At 71.9% G+C, this 18,285-nt stretch carries 17 protein-coding genes; 4 read left to right on the top strand and 13 right to left on the bottom strand.

All coding sequences use genetic code 11. The features are described from left to right. Positions 1 to 29 precede the first annotated feature (29 nt). On the bottom strand, positions 30 to 1,325 hold the full coding sequence (gene glp / locus H5399_RS04360) for a gephyrin-like molybdotransferase Glp (protein WP_182781762.1): 1,296 nt from the start codon (positions 1,323 to 1,325) through the stop codon (positions 30 to 32). An 18-nt stretch (positions 1,326 to 1,343) separates the two neighbouring features. On the opposite strand from glp, the gene H5399_RS04355 reads away from it, so the two are divergent. The 4 genes from H5399_RS04355 to mscL all read left to right on the top strand — a co-directional run bounded on the left by H5399_RS04355 (position 1,344) and on the right by mscL (position 3,470). Beyond that, entirely contained in the window at positions 1,344 to 1,928 is a 585-nt protein-coding gene (locus tag H5399_RS04355) for a 5-formyltetrahydrofolate cyclo-ligase (protein ID WP_182781761.1), read from the top strand. 39 nt (positions 1,929 to 1,967) lie between these two features. After that, positions 1,968 to 2,255 (top strand): FmdB family zinc ribbon protein, encoded by a 288-nt coding sequence (locus H5399_RS04350; protein ID WP_182781760.1) that lies wholly within the window; start codon positions 1,968 to 1,970, stop codon positions 2,253 to 2,255. A 48-nt stretch (positions 2,256 to 2,303) separates the two neighbouring features. Continuing rightward, positions 2,304 to 2,924, top strand: coding sequence for an SAF domain-containing protein (locus H5399_RS04345; RefSeq protein ID WP_182781759.1), 621 nt, complete (start codon positions 2,304 to 2,306; stop codon positions 2,922 to 2,924). 180 nt (positions 2,925 to 3,104) lie between these two features. Continuing rightward, on the top strand, positions 3,105 to 3,470 hold the full coding sequence (gene mscL / locus H5399_RS04340) for a large conductance mechanosensitive channel protein MscL (RefSeq protein ID WP_182781758.1): 366 nt from the start codon (positions 3,105 to 3,107) through the stop codon (positions 3,468 to 3,470). A 60-nt stretch (positions 3,471 to 3,530) separates the two neighbouring features. Here the strand turns inward: mscL and H5399_RS04335 are convergent, their stop codons facing one another. From H5399_RS04335 to H5399_RS04280, 12 genes are all read right to left on the bottom strand, one after another. Further along, a complete protein-coding gene (locus H5399_RS04335; protein WP_182781757.1) occupies positions 3,531 to 3,872 on the bottom strand; it encodes a hypothetical protein in 342 nt (113 codons plus the stop codon). Continuing rightward, positions 3,865 to 5,244 (bottom strand): UTP--glucose-1-phosphate uridylyltransferase, encoded by a 1,380-nt coding sequence (locus H5399_RS04330; protein ID WP_182781756.1) that lies wholly within the window; start codon positions 5,242 to 5,244, stop codon positions 3,865 to 3,867. The genes H5399_RS04335 and H5399_RS04330 overlap by 8 nt, the downstream gene beginning before the upstream one ends. Before the next feature lie 70 nt (positions 5,245 to 5,314). Continuing rightward, a complete protein-coding gene (locus H5399_RS04325; RefSeq protein WP_182781755.1) occupies positions 5,315 to 7,909 on the bottom strand; it encodes a multicopper oxidase domain-containing protein in 2,595 nt (864 codons plus the stop codon). Then, the gene (locus H5399_RS04320; RefSeq protein WP_255421953.1) at positions 7,906 to 9,009 is read right to left on the bottom strand and encodes a hypothetical protein; all 1,104 of its coding nucleotides are present in this window, start codon (positions 9,007 to 9,009) and stop codon (positions 7,906 to 7,908) included. The genes H5399_RS04325 and H5399_RS04320 overlap by 4 nt, the downstream gene beginning before the upstream one ends. After that, positions 8,969 to 9,427, bottom strand: coding sequence for a hemerythrin domain-containing protein (locus H5399_RS04315; RefSeq protein ID WP_182781754.1), 459 nt, complete (start codon positions 9,425 to 9,427; stop codon positions 8,969 to 8,971). Before H5399_RS04315 ends, H5399_RS04320 begins: the two co-directional genes overlap by 41 nt. Further along, positions 9,427 to 9,708 carry a DUF2249 domain-containing protein gene (locus tag H5399_RS04310; RefSeq protein ID WP_182781753.1) on the bottom strand — a complete coding sequence of 94 codons (282 nt, stop codon included), beginning with the start codon at positions 9,706 to 9,708 and terminating at the stop codon, positions 9,427 to 9,429. The genes H5399_RS04315 and H5399_RS04310 overlap by 1 nt, the downstream gene beginning before the upstream one ends. A 66-nt stretch (positions 9,709 to 9,774) precedes the next feature. Further along, positions 9,775 to 10,461, bottom strand: coding sequence for a sirohydrochlorin chelatase (locus tag H5399_RS04305; RefSeq protein ID WP_182781752.1), 687 nt, complete (start codon positions 10,459 to 10,461; stop codon positions 9,775 to 9,777). Beyond that, the gene (locus H5399_RS04300) at positions 10,458 to 11,591 is read right to left on the bottom strand and encodes a uroporphyrinogen-III synthase (protein WP_182781751.1); all 1,134 of its coding nucleotides are present in this window, start codon (positions 11,589 to 11,591) and stop codon (positions 10,458 to 10,460) included. Before H5399_RS04300 ends, H5399_RS04305 begins: the two co-directional genes overlap by 4 nt. Before the next feature lie 12 nt (positions 11,592 to 11,603). After that, positions 11,604 to 11,999: a nitrite reductase small subunit NirD gene (nirD, locus tag H5399_RS04295; protein WP_182781750.1), complete on the bottom strand. Its 396-nt coding sequence runs from the start codon at positions 11,997 to 11,999 to the stop codon at positions 11,604 to 11,606. Continuing rightward, positions 11,996 to 14,596, bottom strand: a complete 2,601-nt coding sequence (nirB, locus tag H5399_RS04290; RefSeq protein WP_182781749.1) for a nitrite reductase large subunit NirB — start codon at positions 14,594 to 14,596, stop codon at positions 11,996 to 11,998. The genes nirD and nirB overlap by 4 nt, the downstream gene beginning before the upstream one ends. A gap of 107 nt (positions 14,597 to 14,703) precedes the next feature. Further along, complete coding sequence (locus tag H5399_RS04285; RefSeq protein WP_182781748.1) at positions 14,704 to 16,188, bottom strand: FAD-dependent oxidoreductase; 1,485 nt, start codon at positions 16,186 to 16,188, stop codon at positions 14,704 to 14,706. Then, positions 16,185 to 18,284 (bottom strand): molybdopterin oxidoreductase family protein, encoded by a 2,100-nt coding sequence (locus tag H5399_RS04280; protein WP_182781747.1) that lies wholly within the window; start codon positions 18,282 to 18,284, stop codon positions 16,185 to 16,187. Before H5399_RS04280 ends, H5399_RS04285 begins: the two co-directional genes overlap by 4 nt. Between the last annotated feature and the right edge of the window lies 1 nt (position 18,285).

Here is an 18,285-nt window from a genome sequence, read left to right as displayed (position 1 = left end):
GGCGGATCACCGTCGCTTATTTCGAGTTCTCACTCCTCGTCGAGCAACCAGACCTTGACGGCCTCGCCGGCGTTGACATGCTCGACGTGCTCATCCAGCACGATCAGCGCGTTGGAATGAGCCAGCTCACCCAAGGCGTAGTTCTCCGTCACCTGCGCCACGTGGCGGATGCTGCCCTCGGTGGTGACCCGGCCCCGCAGGAGATGCATCTGCCCGCGGTGCGAGCGGAGCCCACCCGAGGCGATGGCGCGGACGCTCCGGTGTCCGGCGCGGGCGCCCATGAGCTGCCGGATCAGCGGGCGTGCGAAGGCGTGGAAGGACACGTAGGCGCTCACGGGGTTGCCCGGCAGCATCAGCATCGGCACATGGTCCTCGCCGATCAGCCCGAAGGTCTGGGTCCGTCCGGGCGACATGGCCACGTTGACCGAGTCCACCAGGCCGAGCCGCTCCATCACCGACGCCACCGCCTCGTAATCCTCGCGGCGTCCGCCGGTGGTGGAGATCACCAGGTCAGCCCGGATCAGTTGATCCGTGACCGCCTCTTCGATGGCGGAGGGATCGTTGGAGTGCACGGCCACCCTGAAGACGGTCGCGCCCGCCGCCTTGGCCGCCGCCGCGACCATGAACGAGTTGGCGTCTGTGACCTCGCCGTGTTGCACGCTGCTGGTGGGATCCACGAGGTGATCCCCGGAACTGACCACCACCACCCGGGGGCGGGGCCGGACCATCACCTTGTCGATGCCCGCGCTGGCGAGGAGGCCGATGCCCCGATCGTCGAGCAGGTCTCCCTCGCTGAGCAGGCGTGTGCCGAGCTTGAGGTGCTCGCCGGCGGCGCGCACGTACTCCCCCTCGCCGACGCGCTCGATGAGCCGGACCTTGCCGTCCTCGACGGTGCCGAAGGTGGCAGGCAGCACCGCCGTGGCGCCGCGGGGCAGCACGTCTCCGGGCGCCACCGAGGCGGCCGCCCGCTCGGGCAGCCTGGCGACGGTGAGGTCCACGATCTCCATCGGTGCGGCGAGGTGCCCCTCGTCGTCCAGCAACTCCTTGGCGCGGACGGCGTAGCCGGCCACCTTGGAGGTGCTGTTGGGTGGCACCGCGATCATCGAGTCGATGTCCTCGCAGAGGACCTGGTTCCACGCCTCCAGCAACGACATCCCGAACGGCCGCAGAGGCTCGACCAGGCGGAGCAGGTAGGCGGTGTGATCAGTCACGCTCCGCAGCCCGGAGGCGTCCAGGGTTGGCGGATCGGGGAGCCGCGGCTCCTCCTCGACCGACTCTTCCTCACCGGGGACGTCGTCCTGCTTCTTCCGGGCAAACCAAGCCATGCTGCCTACGATAGGCCAATGACCCTCTCGGCCCGGAAGGACGCGCTGCGCGCCCGGATCTCCGCGGCCCGCGCCCGGGTCTCAGCCCAACAATGGGCCGCTGACAACGCCGCACGCGCTCGTTTCCTCCTCGCCCTGGCGGAGGGGTTCCCCGTAGGCACCGTCGCCGCGTACGTATCCCGCGACGGTGAGCCGGGCACCGTCGAAGCCATCGACGCGCTTGCCGCCCGCGGCTGGGGCCTCCTGCTGCCGAGGATCACCGGCCGCGGGGTGGCGTGGGCGCGCTTCGAGGGGTGGGACGCGATGGCCACGGGGTGGGGAGGCATCGCGCAACCCACCGGGCCCGTCCTCCCTCCCGAGGCGCTGGCAGAGGCCGGCCTCGTGGTGGCGCCGTGCCTTGCCGTGGGGACCGACGGCGCGCGCCTCGGTACCGGCGGCGGTTGGTACGACCGGGCGCTGCCCCACCGCGACCCGCTGTCCTTCGTGGTTGCACTGGCGCGCCACGAGGAGATCCGCGACGATCTGGGGCCCCTCACGCTCCCCCACGACATCCCGGTCGACGGCTACGTCACAGAGCGCGAATCGGTCAGATTGACGCTCTGAACTACCATGGGTGGCGTCGTCTCCCACGGAGGATCCTGTATGCCCACCTACCAGTACCGTTGCACAGACTGCGGCACCGATCTCGAGGCCGTGCAGAAGTTCACGGACCCCGCCCTGACGGACTGCCCCGAGTGCGACGGCGGACTGCGGAAGGTGTTCAGCGCCGTCGGCGTGGTGTTCAAGGGCTCCGGCTTCTACGCCACGGATTCGCGCGCCGCGAAGAAGGCCGCCTCCTCCCCCGCCAAGTCCGGGGCCAAGACGGAGCCGGCCAAGTCCGAGCCGGTCAAGGCCGCGTCGGCGCCCAAGGTGGAGGCCAAGTCCGCCTGAACCTGTGGACAGCGGGAAATCGGGCTCTCCACCTGCGATCAAGGGGGTATGAGACGCATCCTCACCCCCGTCGCCTCGTTCGTGTCCTGGCATCGCCGTGCCGTCGCCGCACTGCTGGCCGCGCTGTCGGTGCTGCTCGTGGCGCAGTGGCTCGCCGAGCCGGGTGGGCCGACGGTGTCGGCGCCGGTCCTCGCTGGGCCGCTGGCCGCGGGCCACACGCTGACCTCGGCGGACGTGACGCTCACTGACCTCCCTGCCCACCTCGTGTTCTCGGGCGCCCCGCCGGCCCTCGAGGACGTCATCGGTCAGGTGACAGCGGTGGATCTCGCCGCGGGCACCCTGCTCCAGGCCGGGCTCCTGGCCACAGGCCAGGGCGTTTCCCCAGGCCGCGCCGTCGTGCCCATCACCCTGCCGGACCAGGCTCTACGGTCCCTGCTGCGCCCAGGGGATCCCGTCACGCTCGTGGTCACCTCCGCGGAGTCCGCGGAGGTACTGAGCCGGGACGCCAGGGTCGCGGCGCTGCCGGCCGCGCCAGGCGGGTCCGCACTGGCGGTCGCGGGGGCCGGGGATGACGGCCTCGTACTCATGGACGTCCCGGCTGAGGAGGCCGCCATGGTGGCCGCCCTCGGACAGACCGGCCAGCTCAGCGTGGTGCTGGGCGCCTTGTGAGACGCGTGTAGCCGCGCCGGTTTGCCATCCTCGCGACATGCCCGCTAGCGTCATTGACGGCTCAACGCCCAGATCCGGACGGCCTCTCGTGTGGCCTCCCCCACGGATCGCCCCCGTCGCTGCATCGCGTGACGGGTCGTCTCCCGCTTCAGCGGAACACAGAAAAGAGACCTGATTCCCATGAAGGGCTTCAAGGAATTCCTCATGCGCGGCAACCTCGTCGAGCTTGCCGTCGCGTTCGTCGTCGGCGCCTCGTTCGCCACGGTCGTCACCGCGTTCACCGCCATGTTCATGGACCTGCTGGGCAAGCTCGGCGGCACCCCGGACTTCTCGTCCTACTCGCCGGGCGGGGTGTCGGTGGGCGCGTTCCTCACCGCACTGGTCGCGTTCGTCATCGTGGCCTTCGTCGTGTACTTCGGCGTGGTACTCCCCTACACCAAGGCCAAGGAGCGCTTCGCCAAGACCGAAGCCGAGGCCCCCTCGCTGACCAAGTCGGAGCAGCTGCTCGAAGAGATCCGCGACTCGCTGGTCAACAACCGCGTCTGAGCCCCGCTCGTCGTTCTCACAGGGGCGTCACCCACTGGGTGGCGTCCCTGTGGCGTCACCTCACCAGTGGGGTGGCCGGTCGTCAGCGAGGCGCTGCTCGTGGCGGTCAAGCGGCCGCGAAGCCGGCGCCGACGGCGTGAGGCCCGTGAGGCCCAGTTCCCGGCGGGCCTCCGCCAGCGCGGCGTCGAACCGTGCGAACCCGAGAGCGCGCCGTTCCTCCAGCGGCACCGGGAACGGCCACGGCTCGCAGGCCTCCTGCCGCTGCGTTCGCAGGGCGGCCAGCCGCCCGGCGTCGAAGCCCAGGCGGGCCAGCTCCTCGGGCAGCGAGGACGGGGAGCTGAGCGGAAGCCGCTCCCCCGTCAGCGCCAGGCCAAGCGCCGCCGACAGGTCGCGGTCACCCACCGAGGGTGGCGCCGTCGGGGACCTGCTGGGGAGAGCCTTCGTCGGCGAGTTCCGCGTCCCCCACCACGGTGACCCCCGCGCCGAAGGTCCAGTCTCCGTCCACCTTGAGAGAGCTCGCCTGCCGTAGGGATGGTGCCACCGGGATCCGGGCCAGGAACTTGTCCACCTTCTTGTAGAACCGGGAGTCGAGGCTGATCTCCGGGGAGCTCGAGGTGGTGGCCACCAGGCGGCCCTCGTCGGTCAGGTCGTAGACATCAGAGCGCAGCAGCAGCAGCTCGTTGGTGGTCTTGACCGGCAGGAAGCGGTCGCGGCCCACGCAGATGGCGGTAGCCCCCTCGAACACCTCGATGGCGGCACCCATCGCCGACTCCACCTGGATGACGGGCGTGGAGTCGCCGTCAGAGGGGTCCACCGTCTTGTCGTTGCGGATGAGCGGAAGCCCCAGGACGGAGTTGCGCTCCGTGAGAGTGTCGCGGAGGACCTGGAGGTCGAACCAGAGGTTGTTGGTGTGGAAGAACGGGTGGCGGTGCTCGTCGGTGAAGAAGTCCATCTCCTCCGGCGCGGTCTGGGCGGTGTCGCGGAGGATGAGCTGATTGTCCGCCTTGCGCACGGCCAGGTGGCCGCCCTTCTTGTCGTTGATGGTGCGTCGGCACACCTCGGCCGCGTAGGGCGCGCCGGACCGGGCGAACCAGCCGGCGATCGTGGCGTTGGGCGCGGCGCCGAGGTTGTCGCCGTTCGACACGCAGGCGTACCGGAAGCCGTGCTCCAGCAGCTGATCCAGCACACCGGAGCCCTCCAGCGCCGGGTAGAGGTCGCCGTGCCCGGGCGGGCACCACTCGAGCGTGGGGTCGGCCGGCCACTCGACGGGGGTCAGGTCATCTGCGCGGAGCTTCGGCTCCTGGTTCTGCATGAAGCTGAGCGGCAGCCCCTCCACCGGAAGCTCCTCGTAGCGCTCGAGGTGGGCCAACGTGTCGTCCTCGGTGCGGAACGAGTTCATCAGCAGCAGCGGAAGGCGGGCGTGGTAGCGGTCGCGGGCGGCCAGGACCTGCTGGGTGATGAGATCAAGGAAGTTGAGCCCGTCGCGCACCTCCAGCAGGGTCTTGGCCTTGTCCAGGCCCATCGACGTGCCGAGGCCGCCGTTGAGCTTGATGATGACGGTCTTGCCGATCGCCTCGCGGGCCTCCGCCTCGGAGATGTCCACATCGGTCAGCATCGGTGGATCGAGCAGCGGCTCGATGGTGTCCTCCCGGATCACCCCGGTGGCACCGGATTCGAGGAGCTCGTAGAAGCGGGAGAAGACCTCGATCGCGGGGGCCGCGACCCCGGCGTCGATCATCTTCTGGCGGGCGGCGTTGAGGCCGGCTTCGGACACAGCTGTTCCCTTCGTTGCGGTTCTCGACACCGATCCTAGGCCAGCGGTCGCCCGGGGCGCGCCCTCGCGATCAGGACACCGCGACAATCCCGTGCGCCCCGCGCTCGGCGTCCACCATCACGTGGCTGACGACGGGGTATCGCCCGGGCTCCGGGAACTCCAACTCCACGAACCCGCCCTCCGCCGGCGCCAGCGCCAGTGCCTGGGCGCCACCGCCGCTGCCGCCGAAGGCGTCCACGCCGTCCTTGAGCAGGTACCCGCCCTCCCGGTACACGGTGTCGAACTGCCCGCCCACGATGTGGAAGCTCGTGGCACGGTTCGGCCCGGCGTCGAGCACCCAGAAGCGCACCCGCTCCCCCACGCGTGCGACGAACGGCTCCTGGTCGTACTGGTTGGCCACGCCGTTGAACACCACCCGGTCCGGCTGCTCGGCGGAGACGGCATCCGCGTCCACCTCGGTGGCGGCCTCGGCGGTGGCGGCGTCGTCGGCGACGAAGACCTCGGACTGGACCACCACGTACTCGCGGTCCACCTCCGGCAGGCCACCCTCGGGTTCGATGATCACGGCGCCGTGCATGCCGGCGGCGATGTGCGCGCTCATGGGCATCGTCGAGCAGTGATACATCCAGACGCCGGCGCGCCCGGCCGTGAACCGGTAGACGAGCCGCTCGCCGGGCGCGATCGTGCGCATGGGCCCCTCGGGGTTCAGAGCGCCGGCGTGGAAGTCGATCGAGTGGCCCATGGAGCCGTCGTTGATGAGCGTGATCTCGAAGTTGTCGCCCACCCGTCCGCGCAGCGTTGGGCCCACGCTGCCGCCGTTGAAGGTCCACCGCCGCTGCCACACGCCCGGGGCCACCTCCAGGGGCACCTCGGTGACCCGGAACTCGTAGCGGCGGACGGTCTCGTCGGTCAGCGGCGGGGCCACGGGGTCGACCACGGCGCTGAGCGTCGCGTCCGGGTCCCCGGCCGCGTGACCGTGCTCTGGCTCGGCGGCCTCCTCGTCGGGGGCTGCGGCGGGCGCGCCCGCCACCACCACGTCGAACGTCATGCCCATCTGACGGTGCCCCACGACGGTGCACCAGCCCTCGATGGACTGGCCCACGACGCCGAGGTCGAGCTCGGCGCTCTCCCCCGGCGCGAGCCGTGGGGTGCGCAGCGTCCCGATGAGGAGGTCGTGCACCGTGGTGGGGTCCTCGTTGACCAGCTCCACGATGACGCGGTCGCCCGGCTGGGCCTCCACTCTGTCGGGCACGAACTCCATGTCGCGTGCCGCCACCTTCACCCGGACCGTCTCGCCGGTGGCCGGAACCGACGCGGCCGGGGCGGTGGTCGAGGCCACGCCGGCCGCCGCCGGATCCAGGCCGACGCCGACGCTGAGCGCGATCGCCAGCGCCGCCACGCCCGCGACCAGACCGTCGCCGGTGAAGACGCTGCGCCGTTCCTTCAACTCAGGGGCAGGTTCGCCGGCCGCGGCGCGGCGGCGCTCCGCCACGGAGGCTCGGATGCCGCGCACCATGAGCGGGAGAAATGTCACGAGCGCGGCGAGCACCAGCACGGACACGGTCACCTTGACCCAGCTGGGCAGTGGGGCCACCCAGGCCAGCAGCCCGCCGTTGATGACGACGAGCCGCACGGTGGCGAACCGGTCGAACTCGGCGGCGCCGGCGCGCACCACGCGCGGCCCGCCGCCGATCACCGACGGCAACAGGTAGGACAGCGCGCCGGTGACCAGCTGCAGCAGAAAGCCCACCACCCACAGCGAGGCCAGCATCGGGTATCCGGAGGCCAACTCGAGGTCGTCGGAGCGTCCGACGTGGACGGCGGTGGCGAGGACCGCCACGCACGCCCACACGGCCCCGGCAAGGATCGACGCGGCGGCGAACTCGCGCGGCGGACGCTTCCTCAACGGCACGATGAGGCAGCGCCCCCACCATCCCAGCGCGGCGGCGTAGAGGACCAGCCCGGCCACCGAGACCGGCCGGAGGCCCGTGAGGGAACCCCCGATCACGACGGCGATGGCGGCCAGCAGCACCGGCAGCACCTGCTTGGCGAGGCGCTCGGACCGGTCGTCCATCCGGGTGCGCAGCACCGTGGGCCAGAAGGTCACGAAGGTGCCCACCACCGTGAGCCCGATCCAGCCGAGCAGCATGGTCATGGTGTGGGCCACGAGGAGGGCGGCGTGCCAGCGGTCGTCGAGCCCCCAGGCCAGCGTCGCGCCGAACCCGGCCCCCACGGGCAGGCAGGCCGCCGCCGCGATGTAGTAGCGGATGCAGATCCGGAACCGCCCCGGCAGGGCACGCCTGAGGTCGCGCACCAGGACGGCGCCGTGCCACAGCACGGCGGCTGATACGACGGTGGCGCCGGTGACCGCGAGCCACCACTGCGCCGTCGGGACGCCGAGGAAGACCAGCAGGGAGCCGGCCCCCAGCACGCCCAGCCGCACGTCTGCCAGGCGGCGGGTAGCGTCGTCGTCGCGGGTCTTGAGCAGCGCCGCGGTGAAGTGGGCGCTCCACACCATCACCGAGTGCGTCAGAGCGCCGAGCGCCACCAGGTGCACCATGAGCCAGGTGGACTCGGGGATCCAGCGATGCGCGAGAGCAACCACGACGGCGGCCGCCAGCCACACCACCAGCGCGAAGTCGCGGAGCCCGCGGCGGCGCCTCATCCCCTCACCGCCGAGGCGATCACGGTCAGGGCGAACACGAGCATCGCGATCACGGTCAGGGTTCCTCCGGTTCGATACAGGTCACCGACGGCGAGAAGGTCGCCGAGGATCCGCGCGGTCATGCCGGCGTGAAGCAGCCCGAGCGGGAGCCACATCGACCGACGATACGGCAGGGGGCGGCCGATGACGGCCGGGAAGATGGTGGGGGCGTGCGCCATGATCATGGACACACCGAAGCCGAGGAAGACGCCGTGGATGGTGGCATCGTGGTGGCCCGCGGCGACCGGCTGCCCGACCACGAGCCACACAGCGCCCGCCACGGCAAGCCATCCGTTGCCGGCCAGCAGCGCGGCGGCGTTGAAGCGGCGGAACCCGGTGCCGCGGATCATGCGGCGGCCCACGTCGTCGCGGAGCAGCCAGGCGGCCACGAGCAGGCAGCCCAACCCCAGCACCCGATAGCCGACGGCGGGGAGGGCGGTCGCGAGGGCGGCGCCGAGCGCCACCACGGTCGCCAGGGCGAGCAGCATGGGCACCGCACGGGCGCCCATGGTGAGCTGCGCCAATTCGGCGCGCTCCGCGGCGATGGTGATCACCACGAAGGCGGCAAGCAGCGGAAGGGCGGCCGGGATGTCGGCCAGCAGGATCGCGGCCGCCGCCAGCGGGACGAAGAGCGTGCCGAGCGCCTGGGCGGCCACCAGAGGCAGCGGGGCCCGGAGCCACAGGGCCACGGCCACGGCCAGGAATGCCAGCCCGCCGTCGAGGAGGAGAAGTTCGCCGAGCAGGGGCGGGGCGCCGGCGATCAACGCCAGCGACCCCGCGCCCAGCAGGGCGGGCGCCAGGTATGCGAGGGGGGAACGCAGTGCCTGGGCCCGTTCAAGGGAGATGAGGGTGCCCATGAAGCCGAGCGTCATGGCGGGGCCGTGGAGGTCCGCCAGCCGGTCGGAATCCACGGGCGCCCACATCCCGAGACGGAGCAACGCCGCGTTGAGGCCCGTCAGCAGCGAGACCCCGGCCAGCGCGATGAGCGCGACGCGGAGGGGGCGCGTGCGCGCCCCTGGGTCAGTGATGGTGCGGGGTGCCGGCAGCGTGGTCGTGCTCATGGGTGGTGGTATCGATCTCGGCCCATTCGTCGCCGTCGAGCCCGAGGGCAGCGGCCGGGAACAATCCGTTGTCTTCCTTGTCGATGTGGTCACGTAGGGCGTCCTCGAAGACGTCCATGAGCGAGTGGTCGCCTGCGGCGATGGCAGCCAGCAGTTCGTCGAGCGAGCGGTGCTCGCCGCACAGAATGCTGACGTGGTCAGCGAACTCGTCGCGGCGCTTCATCACCGTGAAGAGACCCACCTCCTCGGACTGCGTGTGCGGCCCGAGGAGGAGGGCGAGGGCGCGGGCATGCTCAGGCACGTCTCCACCGTCGACGACGGCGCGGCGCAACTGTCCGCACGCGTTGACGATCTCGACGTGCTCATTCATGAACCGACCGATCACCGTGATCGAGTCACACCCGCAGTAGCTGCACATCAGAGGCGCGCCAGCTTCAGCTTCCAGGCCTCGGGGCCCTCCTGCACGTAGCTGATTGCAATCGACTCGCCGTGGCGCTCTGTGATCTGGCGGAGCAGCGGCACCGGGTCATGCGGGGCCACCAGGACGAAGGCCGCGCCCGGCTGGAGGCCGTCGACGACGCCGTGAATGGCGGCGTGGCGAACGGCGTGCGGGATGATGCGCGCGTCGAGTTCGGGTAGGGACTCGTCATGACCGCCGCAACCGCAGCCTGACTTGGGGGTGAGGGAGATCTCTGTCATGCCCGACAGATTACTACAAGAAACTTGTATCTAATCTCCGGGGTAGCCCCCATGGACTCCGACGGATCAGCCGAGCTGACCCGCGCCCGCTCGGTAACGGTCGACAACCACCGAGACCAGGCCGGGATGCGCGCCGAGGGGTTGGGCGACCACGTCTCCACCGGCCCTGGAGAGCCTGCGCTGGAAGAAGCCGGGCCCGATCAGGTAGGACGCCACAGCAACTGGGCCAGATCCGCCGGCCTCCGCGACAGCCTCAGGGACCCTGGGCTCGGCCGCTGAGAGGAACCCCACCGTGACGGGCCCGGCCCACCGATCCTGCACGGCGCGCGCCACACCGCGACCCACCTCCGCCGCCTCCGGGCGCGACGAACCGGCCACGGCCACCACCACCGCCGACCCCTCGGGGGCGCCGGCCTCGCGGAGCCGTTCCACGAGAGCGTCCTCCAGCCGCGGATCCGGCCCCAGCGGGCCCGTGGACACCACCCGCCCAGGGTGGCCGGCGATCGCCTCGGCCACGTCCACCTCCGTGTGGAAGCCGAGCGTGAGCAGTACGGGCACCACCACCACGTGGTGACCCGCCGCGACGAGGCGGTCCACCACGACATCGAGCTTCGGTTCCTGCACGTCCACGTAGGCCACCTCGACGGTGACCTCCGGCAGCCTTGTCGCCGTCGCGTCCGCGATGGCCAGCACGGCGGCCTGGCCGTCCGGGTCGTCGGTGCCGTGAGCACAGACCACGAGCGCCGGTGTCATGCGCTCACCTCCAACCGGTAACCCCGCCGCGGCACGGTGCGCACGAGCGAGCGATCCCCCATACTGTCACGCAGCCGCGCGACCGCGACCTCGGCGGCGTGCGGGTCGTTGGAGCTGCCGGGCAGCACGGCCAGGATCTCTTCGCGCGACACCACTCCCCCCTTCGCCTCGACGAGTGAGCGCAGCACGGCGAACTGCACCTGACTGAGCGGCAGCGCGCGTCCGCCCAGGTTGGCGGCGGACCGCCGCAGCCACAGCACGCCCGCCGGGGTGGCCACCTCGGCCACGCCGCGGGCCGACAGCGCCGTCGTGAGCTCCCGCACCAGTGCGCCAAGCCGGAACCGGTCGGGGATCAACGGGGTGAGACCGAGCTCGATGAGGGGCGCCGCGGTGACCGGCCCCACCGTCGCGGGGAGGACCGGCCCCGCCATCGCCTCGATCGCGGCATCCCGCAGCCCCTCCCGCTCGCACGCGGCGAGGAACTCCACCACCCCGTGCGCGGAGGTGAAGGCCACCGCGTCGACCTCGGCGGCCGCCACCAGAGCGACGGCGCGGCTCACCGCCTCGGGGTCCGGGGAGGGCCCCCACCGGTACACCACCAGCGACGTCACTCGGGCGCCCAGATCGACGAGGAGTTCGTCGATGCCGTCGCTGCCCGCACCATGGTGCTGCACCGCCACGTGCAGGCCCGCGACGCCCTCGGTCTCGAAGAGGTCCTTGATCTCGGCGGCCGTCTCCGAGTCCGCCACCCAGTCGGCCGTCAGGCCCGCGCCGTGGACCGCACCCTGCGCCTTGGGTCCGCGCGCGATGATCCTCGCCCCCCGCAGCACCTCCAGCAGCTCGCCGGCGCATCCGGCGGCGTCCGCGGCCTCCATCCAGCCCCGGAACCCGACGCCGGTGGTGGCCACCACCGCGTCCGGGGGATCGGCGATCAGCGCCCTGGTGTGGGCGATCAGCTGCTCGTCATCGGCGTGCGGCACGATCGAGAGGATGGGTGCCCGGATGATCTCCACCCCACGGCGCTCAAGCGCCGAGGCCAGTTCGGAGGCCCGTCGTTTCGCCGTCAGCACGACGCGGCAGCCGGCGAGCGAGTGCGCGCCGGCTGCCGCGGTGGCACCGATGGCGGTCATCGTCGCGTCCATTCAGCCCGCCCTCGCCAGGGGCGCGTCGCTGCGGCGGGCCGGCGACTCGCAGGTCACCTGCCCCCCGACGTACACCCGGCCGTCGAGGACCGTCACCTCCCAGGTGCCGAGCGCGGCGGCGGGATCCGACAGGCATACGCCTGAGCGGAGATCGAACGCCTGCTTGTACATGGGAGAGAAGAGTACGGGCACGTCCTCCCCGTCCACCAGGGACGAGCCCACCAGTCCACGGGCCATCACGTTGGCGCGGGCGAAGGGGTCCCACATGCCGACGGCGACGACGCGGTCGTCGTGGAGCCTGACGATGGCCACCTGCCGGCCGTCGATCAGGGCGGCGACAGGTCTCTCCGGCAGCAGGTCGTCGAGGCGGCAGACAGGTTCGGTGGTGGTGATCATCGTGCTCCTCCAATGGGGATGGTGGGTCCGGCGACCAGGACCGGCCGCCGCTCGGAATCGACCAGCTCGACGCCGGAGGTGCGGTCCGCGTCCGTGGCGGGCCGGACCTGTCCGCGCTCCCCCACGTACTGGAGGTTGTCGTCGACGGCGTCGGCCGCGTTGACGAAACCCGCGAACCGGGCCAGCTTGACCGGGTCCTCCAACACGTCGCGCCACTCGTCGCGGTAGCCGTCGACGTGGCCGGCCATGGCGGTATCGAGGTCCGCGGCGATGCCGAGGGAGTCCTCCATGATGACCGTGCGGACGTGGTCCAGGCCGCCCTCGATCGACTCGAGCCACACGGCGGTGCGCTGGAGCCTGTCGGCGGTCCGCACGTAGTACATGAGGAAGCGGTCGATGGTGCGCACGAGCTCCTCGGTGGTGAGGTCCTCGGCCAGGAGGACGGCGTGGCGGGGCGTGAAGCCGCCGTTGCCGCCCACGTAGACGTTCCAGCCCTTGTCCGTGGCGATGATGCCGACGTCCTTGCCGCGGGCCTCGGCGCACTCGCGGGCGCACCCGGAGACCCCGAGCTTGAGCTTGTGCGGCGAGCGGAGCCCGCGGTAGCGCAGCTCCAGGTCGATCGCGAGGCCGACGGAGTCCTGGACGCCGTAGCGGCACCAGGTGGACCCCACGCAGGACTTCACCGTTCGAAGCGACTTGCCGTAGGCGTGGCCGGACTCGAACCCGGCGTCGACGAGGCGCCGCCAGATGTCGGGCAGCTGGTCGATCCGGGCGCCGAACATGTCGATCCGCTGGCCGCCGGTGATCTTGGTGTAGAGCCCGAAGTCGCGGGCGATCTGACCGATCACGATCAGCCCGTCGGGCGTGATCTCGCCGCCGGGCACGCGGGGCACGACGGAGTAGGTGCCGTCCTTCTGGATGTTGGCCAGCACGTGGTCGTTGGTGTCCTGGATCGCGGCCTGTTCGCCGGCGAGGATGTGCCCGTTGCCGAGGCTGGCCAGGATCGAGGCGACGACGGGCTTGCAGATGTCGCACCCGCGGCCGCGGCCGTGCCGGCCGATGATCTCGGAGAAGGTGGTGAGGCCGGTGATCCGGACCACGTCGAACAGCTGGGCCCGGGAGAGCTCGAAGTGCTCGCACAGGGCGTTGCTGACCACCGTCCCAGACTTCTCGAGCTCCGCGACCATCAGCTTGCGGACCAGCGGCAGGCAGGAGCCGCAGCTGGTGCCGGCCTTGGTGCAGGCCTTCACACCGGCGAGGTCGGTGCAGCCGGCCTCTGTGACAGAGCAGCGGATGGCGCCTGCCGTCACGTTGTTGCAGGAGCAGACGGGGGCGTCGTCGGGCAGCTCGCCCTGGACGGGGGCGCCCTCCGCGCCGGCGGGCACCAGATATGCGGCGGGGTCCACCCCCAGCGGCCGGCCCAGCAGAGGGCGCAGGCCGGCGTAGGCCGAGGCGTCGCCCACCAGGATGCCGCCCAGCAGGGTGCGGGCGTCGTCGGAGAGGACGAGCTTCTTGTAGACGCCGGCGATCGGGTCGGTGTAGACCACGGACAGTGCGCCGTCGGTGGTGCCGAAGGCGTCGCCGAAGCTGGCCACGTCAACGCCGAGGAGCTTCAGCTTGGTGGAGAGGTCGCCGCCGGTGAAGGTGCCGGAGCGGCCGAGCATCTGGTCCACCGCCACCTCCGCCATGGTGTAGCCGGGGCCGACGAGGCCCCAGACGCGGCCCTGGATGCAGGCCACCTCGCCGATGGCGAAGATGTCGGGGTCGGCGGTGCGGCAGGAGTCGTCGACGACGATGCCGCCGCGCTCCCCCACCTCGAGGCCGGCGTCGCGGGCGAGCTCGTCGCGGGGACGGACGCCGGTGGCGAAGATCACCACGTCCACGTCGATGGAGGAGCCGTCGTTGAAGACCATCTTCTCCACGGCGATCCGGCCCTTGATGGCCGAGGTGGCGGTGCCGACGCGCACGTCGACGTCCATGGCCTCGATGAGGCGCTTGAGCGACTCGCCGCCGCCCTCGTCGACCTGCAGGGGCATCAGCCTGGGCGCGAACTCGACCACGGTGGTGTCGGCGCCGAGCTTCCGCAGCGCGCCGGCCGCTTCGAGGCCCAGCAGCCCGCCGCCGATGACGGCGCCCCGGACGCGACGCTTCGGGTTGCGCTCCTGCAAGGTCTCGACGAAGCCGCGGAGCGCCGCCACGTCGTCGATGGTGCGGTAGACGAAGCAGCCGGGCAGCTCACGGCCGGGCACAGGCGGCATGAACGCGTAGGAGCCGGTGGCCAGCACCAGGGAGTCGTAGGCGTGCGACATGCCGTTCTCGGTGATGACGGTGTGCGCCGCCGGGTCCACGGAGACCACCTTGGCGCCGCGGCGCAGCTTGACGTTCGGGTCCTGCCAGAGGTGCGCCTCGCCGAGGTTGAGCAGCTCGGGGTCGCGGTTCTCGAAGTAGCTGGTCAGGGCCACCCGGTCGTAGGGCGGGCGAGGCTCCTCGGCCAGCACGGTGACGCGCCACTCGCCGGCCTCGTCGCGCGAACGCAGCGCCTCGACGAATCGGTGGGCGACCATGCCACCCCCGACCACCACACACAGCTTGCTCATATCGGCCTCCTGGGGATCTGTTGGGTTGGCGTCCTCGGTGTCTACGACGGTAGGTGTCGCGTTTTCCGGGGCTGGATCAGTCACGTTTCGGGTGTGCAACAAGCCACTCACGCGACGGTGACCCGCTCGAGTGAGGTTCGCGGGCTGCCGGCTGCGCCGAGGGCGGCGACCAGGCTGCAGACGTCGGAGGTGCAGCTTCCGCATCCGGTGGAGGCGCGCGTCGCCGAGGCGACGGCCTCAGGAGTGTCGGCGCCTGCCTTGACGGCATCGGTGATGGCCGCCTTGGTCACGGCGTTGCAGCGACACACGACAGCCGCGTCGGGCAGGTCGACCACCGACATCGCCGGGGCGGCGCCGGCGAGCGGGCGGGCCAGCAGGGCGGCCGGGTCGTCGGGGACAGGCGTCCGGGAGTCGAACGCCACCGTCAGGTCGGCCGCGACCTGGGGATCGCCGACGCAGGTGGCGCCCACCAGCAGTCCGTCCGCGACGGCGACCCGCACCCGCCGGCGGCCGACGGGGTCGGTGAGGCTGAGCACCCGCGGGGCGCCGGGCGCGAACGCGTCGACAGGAAACTCGCCCATGGTGACGGCATCGAGACCCTCGGCCTTCACCCGGAACACGCCGGCGTCCGCGCCGAGCACGGGGCGGGGACCGGAGCGGCCGCTGATCTTCTCTGCGAGGTGGTGCGCCAGGACACGTGCCTGCTCCCAGCCGGGACCCACCAGCCCGGGACAGCCACGGGGGGTGCGGGCACAGTCGCCGATGGCGTAGATGGCCGGATCGTCGGTGCGGCAGGTGTCGCTGACTAGGATGCCGTTGCGGACCCAGATGTCGGCCGCCTCGGCGAGCCGGGTGCGGGGCCTGACCCCGATCGCCACCAGCAGCATGTCCGCGGGGATGTGCCGGTCGTTGGTGAGACGCACGGAGGTGAGGGCGCCGTCGCGACGACGCTCCACCCCCGCGACACGCACGTCGACGAGCGTGGTGATGCCCCGGTCGGCGAGCCCGGCCCGGACCACGGCGCCGCTCGCGGGATCGAACTGCCTGTCCAACGGCGCAGAGCCGCGGTGGACGATGGTGACCGCGCTGCCTGCCTCCGCGAGTGCGACAGCGGCCTCGATGCCCAGCACGCCGCCGCCCATGACCACCATCCTGGAGCCCTCGACGGCGGCCGCGCGGACGCGGTCCGCGTCGTCCCAGGTGCGCAACGCGGCCACGCCGGGCATGGGGGTGCCGTCGGCGCGGACCACGCCGTCGACGGTGGGGAACACCGGATCGGCCCCGGTGGCCAGCACGAGTGTGTCGAAGGGGTGTTCCTCCCCCGTAGCGTCGACGACCGTGCGGTTGCGGCGGTCGATCCCGGTGGCCTTGCGGGCGCGCAGCATCCGCACGCCACGGCTCTCGGGCAGCGTGAGCCCCGGCAGGTCCGCCCGGCCGAGGATGACATCGGGTAGGAGGATCCGGTTGTAGGCGGCGTGCCCCTCCTCGCCCAGGACGGTGACCTCGACGTCGTCGAGGCGGTGGGAGGCCAGGTCGGCGAGGAAGCGGTGCCCCACCATGCCGTTGCCCACGACGACGATCCGGTGACTCATGACGCAGCTCCGATCCGGGTCAGCCGCACGGCCGCGACCTTCAGCTCGGGCATGCCCGAGATGGGGTCGGTGGCGGCATTGGTGACCCGGTTGACCGCGCCGGCGTCCGGGTAGTGGAAGGGCATGAAGACCGTGTCGTGGCGGATGCCCTCGGTGAGCCTGGCCACCGCCTCGCAGCTGCCTCGACGCGAATGCACCGCCACCCGGTCACCCGCCGCGACACCCAACCTCTGCGCGAGGAGAGGGTGCAGCTCGAGATAGGCCTCGGGCTCCACGCTGTTGAGGGCCGGGACGCGCCGCGTCTGCGCGCCGGACTGGTAGTGCTGCAGGACCCGGCCGGTCACGAGGTAGAGCGGCAGCTCCGGGGTGAGCTCGTCGTCGGGTGGGGTCTGGTCGACGGGGTGGAGGACCCCGCGCCCGTCCGGGGTCTCGAACCGGTCGAGGAACACCCGCGGCGTGCCGGGGTGGTCTGGGGCGGGGCATGGCCAGTAGAGGGCGTCGCCGTCGCGGAGCCGCTGGTGGCTGAATCCGGCGTAGTCGGCCACTCCGCCAGCGCTGGCCCGGGCCAGCTCGTCGAACACGACGGCTGGGTCGGCGCTGAACGGGATGGGGCTTCCGAGGCGCTCGGCCAGGTCGCTCCACACCTCCAGCTCGGTCCGCACACCGACGGGGGGCAGGGTGGCGCGGGCGCGCAGCAGCAGGCGCCCCTCGAGGTTGGTCATGGTTCCGGTCTCCTCGGCCCACTGGGTGACGGGGAGGACGACGTCGGCCATGGCGGCGGTCTCGGACAGGAAGAAGTCGGCCACCACGAGGAGGTCGAGGGCCTGGATCCGCTCGGTGAGGCGCAGGACGTCGGGCAGGCTGACCACCGGGTTGGATCCGTGGATGAGCATCGCCCGCGGGCCGCCGGGGGTGGCGAGCGACTCGAACAGCGCGACAGCCGGCTTCCCGGGGCCTGGGAGGGAGTCGGGATCCACCCCCCAGACGGCGGCGACGTGCGCGCGGGCGGCGGGGTCGGTGATCGAGCGGTACCCGGGCAGTTGGTCCGCCTTGAGGCCGTGCTCGCGGCCGCCCTGGCCGTTGCCCTGGCCGGTGAGGCACCCGTAGCCGGAGCCCACCCGTCCGGGCAGGCCGAGGCACAGCGCGAGGTTCACGGCGGCGGTGACGGTGTCGGTGCCGTGGGCGTGCTGCTCGGCCCCGCGGCCGGTCAGCACGTAGGCGCCGCGGCCGCCGCGCGCCGGGCTGGCCTCGGCGAGCAGGCGGGCGGCCCTGCGCAGTTCGGTCACCGGGACGCCCGTGACGCGTTCCACCCGCTCCGGCCACCACGCGGCCAGGCTGGCGCGCAGCTCGTCGACGCCGTTGGCGCGCTCGGCCAGGTAGTCGCGGTCGATCAGGCCCTCGGTCCACAGGATCTGGGTGAGGCCGAGGAGAAGGACCAGGTCCGTGCCGGGCAGCGGGCTGAGGTGCAGGCCCCGGCCGTCGCCGGTGAGGGCCGCCGTCGGCGTGCGGCGGGGGTCGACGACGATCAGCCCGCCCGCCTCCTGCGCCCCAGACAGGTGGGTGCAGAACGGAGGCATCGTCTCGGCGGGGTTGGACCCCACCAGGAGGATCGCGCCGGCGCCGTCGAGATCGGTGAGCGGGAAGGGCAGCCCTCTGTCGAGCCCGAAGGCCCTCCGGCCGCCGGCCGCGGCCGACGACATGCAGAACCTGCCGTTGTAATCGATGTTGGGCGTCTGCAGCGCCACCCGGGCGAACTTGCCGAGATGGTAGGCCTTCTCGTTGGTGAGCCCGCCGCCCCCGAACACCGCCACCGACTCCGGCCCGTGCTCCACCCGTAGGCGGATCAGCGTGTCGGCGACCAGCGTCAGCGCGGTGTCCCAGTCCGTGGGCACCAGCTCACCGTCGCGCCGCACCAGCGGGCTGGTGAGGCGGTCCCGCGTGGTCAGCACCTCGGCGGACGTCCACCCCTTCTGGCAGAGCCGGCCCCGGTTGGTGGGGAACTCCAGCGGGGTCACCGTCGGGGTCACCCCCGGGTCTGACGGCGCCACGTTCATCGCGCACTGGAGCGCGCAGTAGGGGCAGTGGGTGGCGGTCATG

The sequence above is a fragment of the Tessaracoccus sp. MC1627 genome, from assembly GCF_014164725.1.
Classification (GTDB): domain Bacteria; phylum Actinomycetota; class Actinomycetes; order Propionibacteriales; family Propionibacteriaceae; genus Arachnia.
Note: the sequence above shows the minus strand (reverse complement) of the source record. Positions and strands in the feature narration are given on the sequence as shown.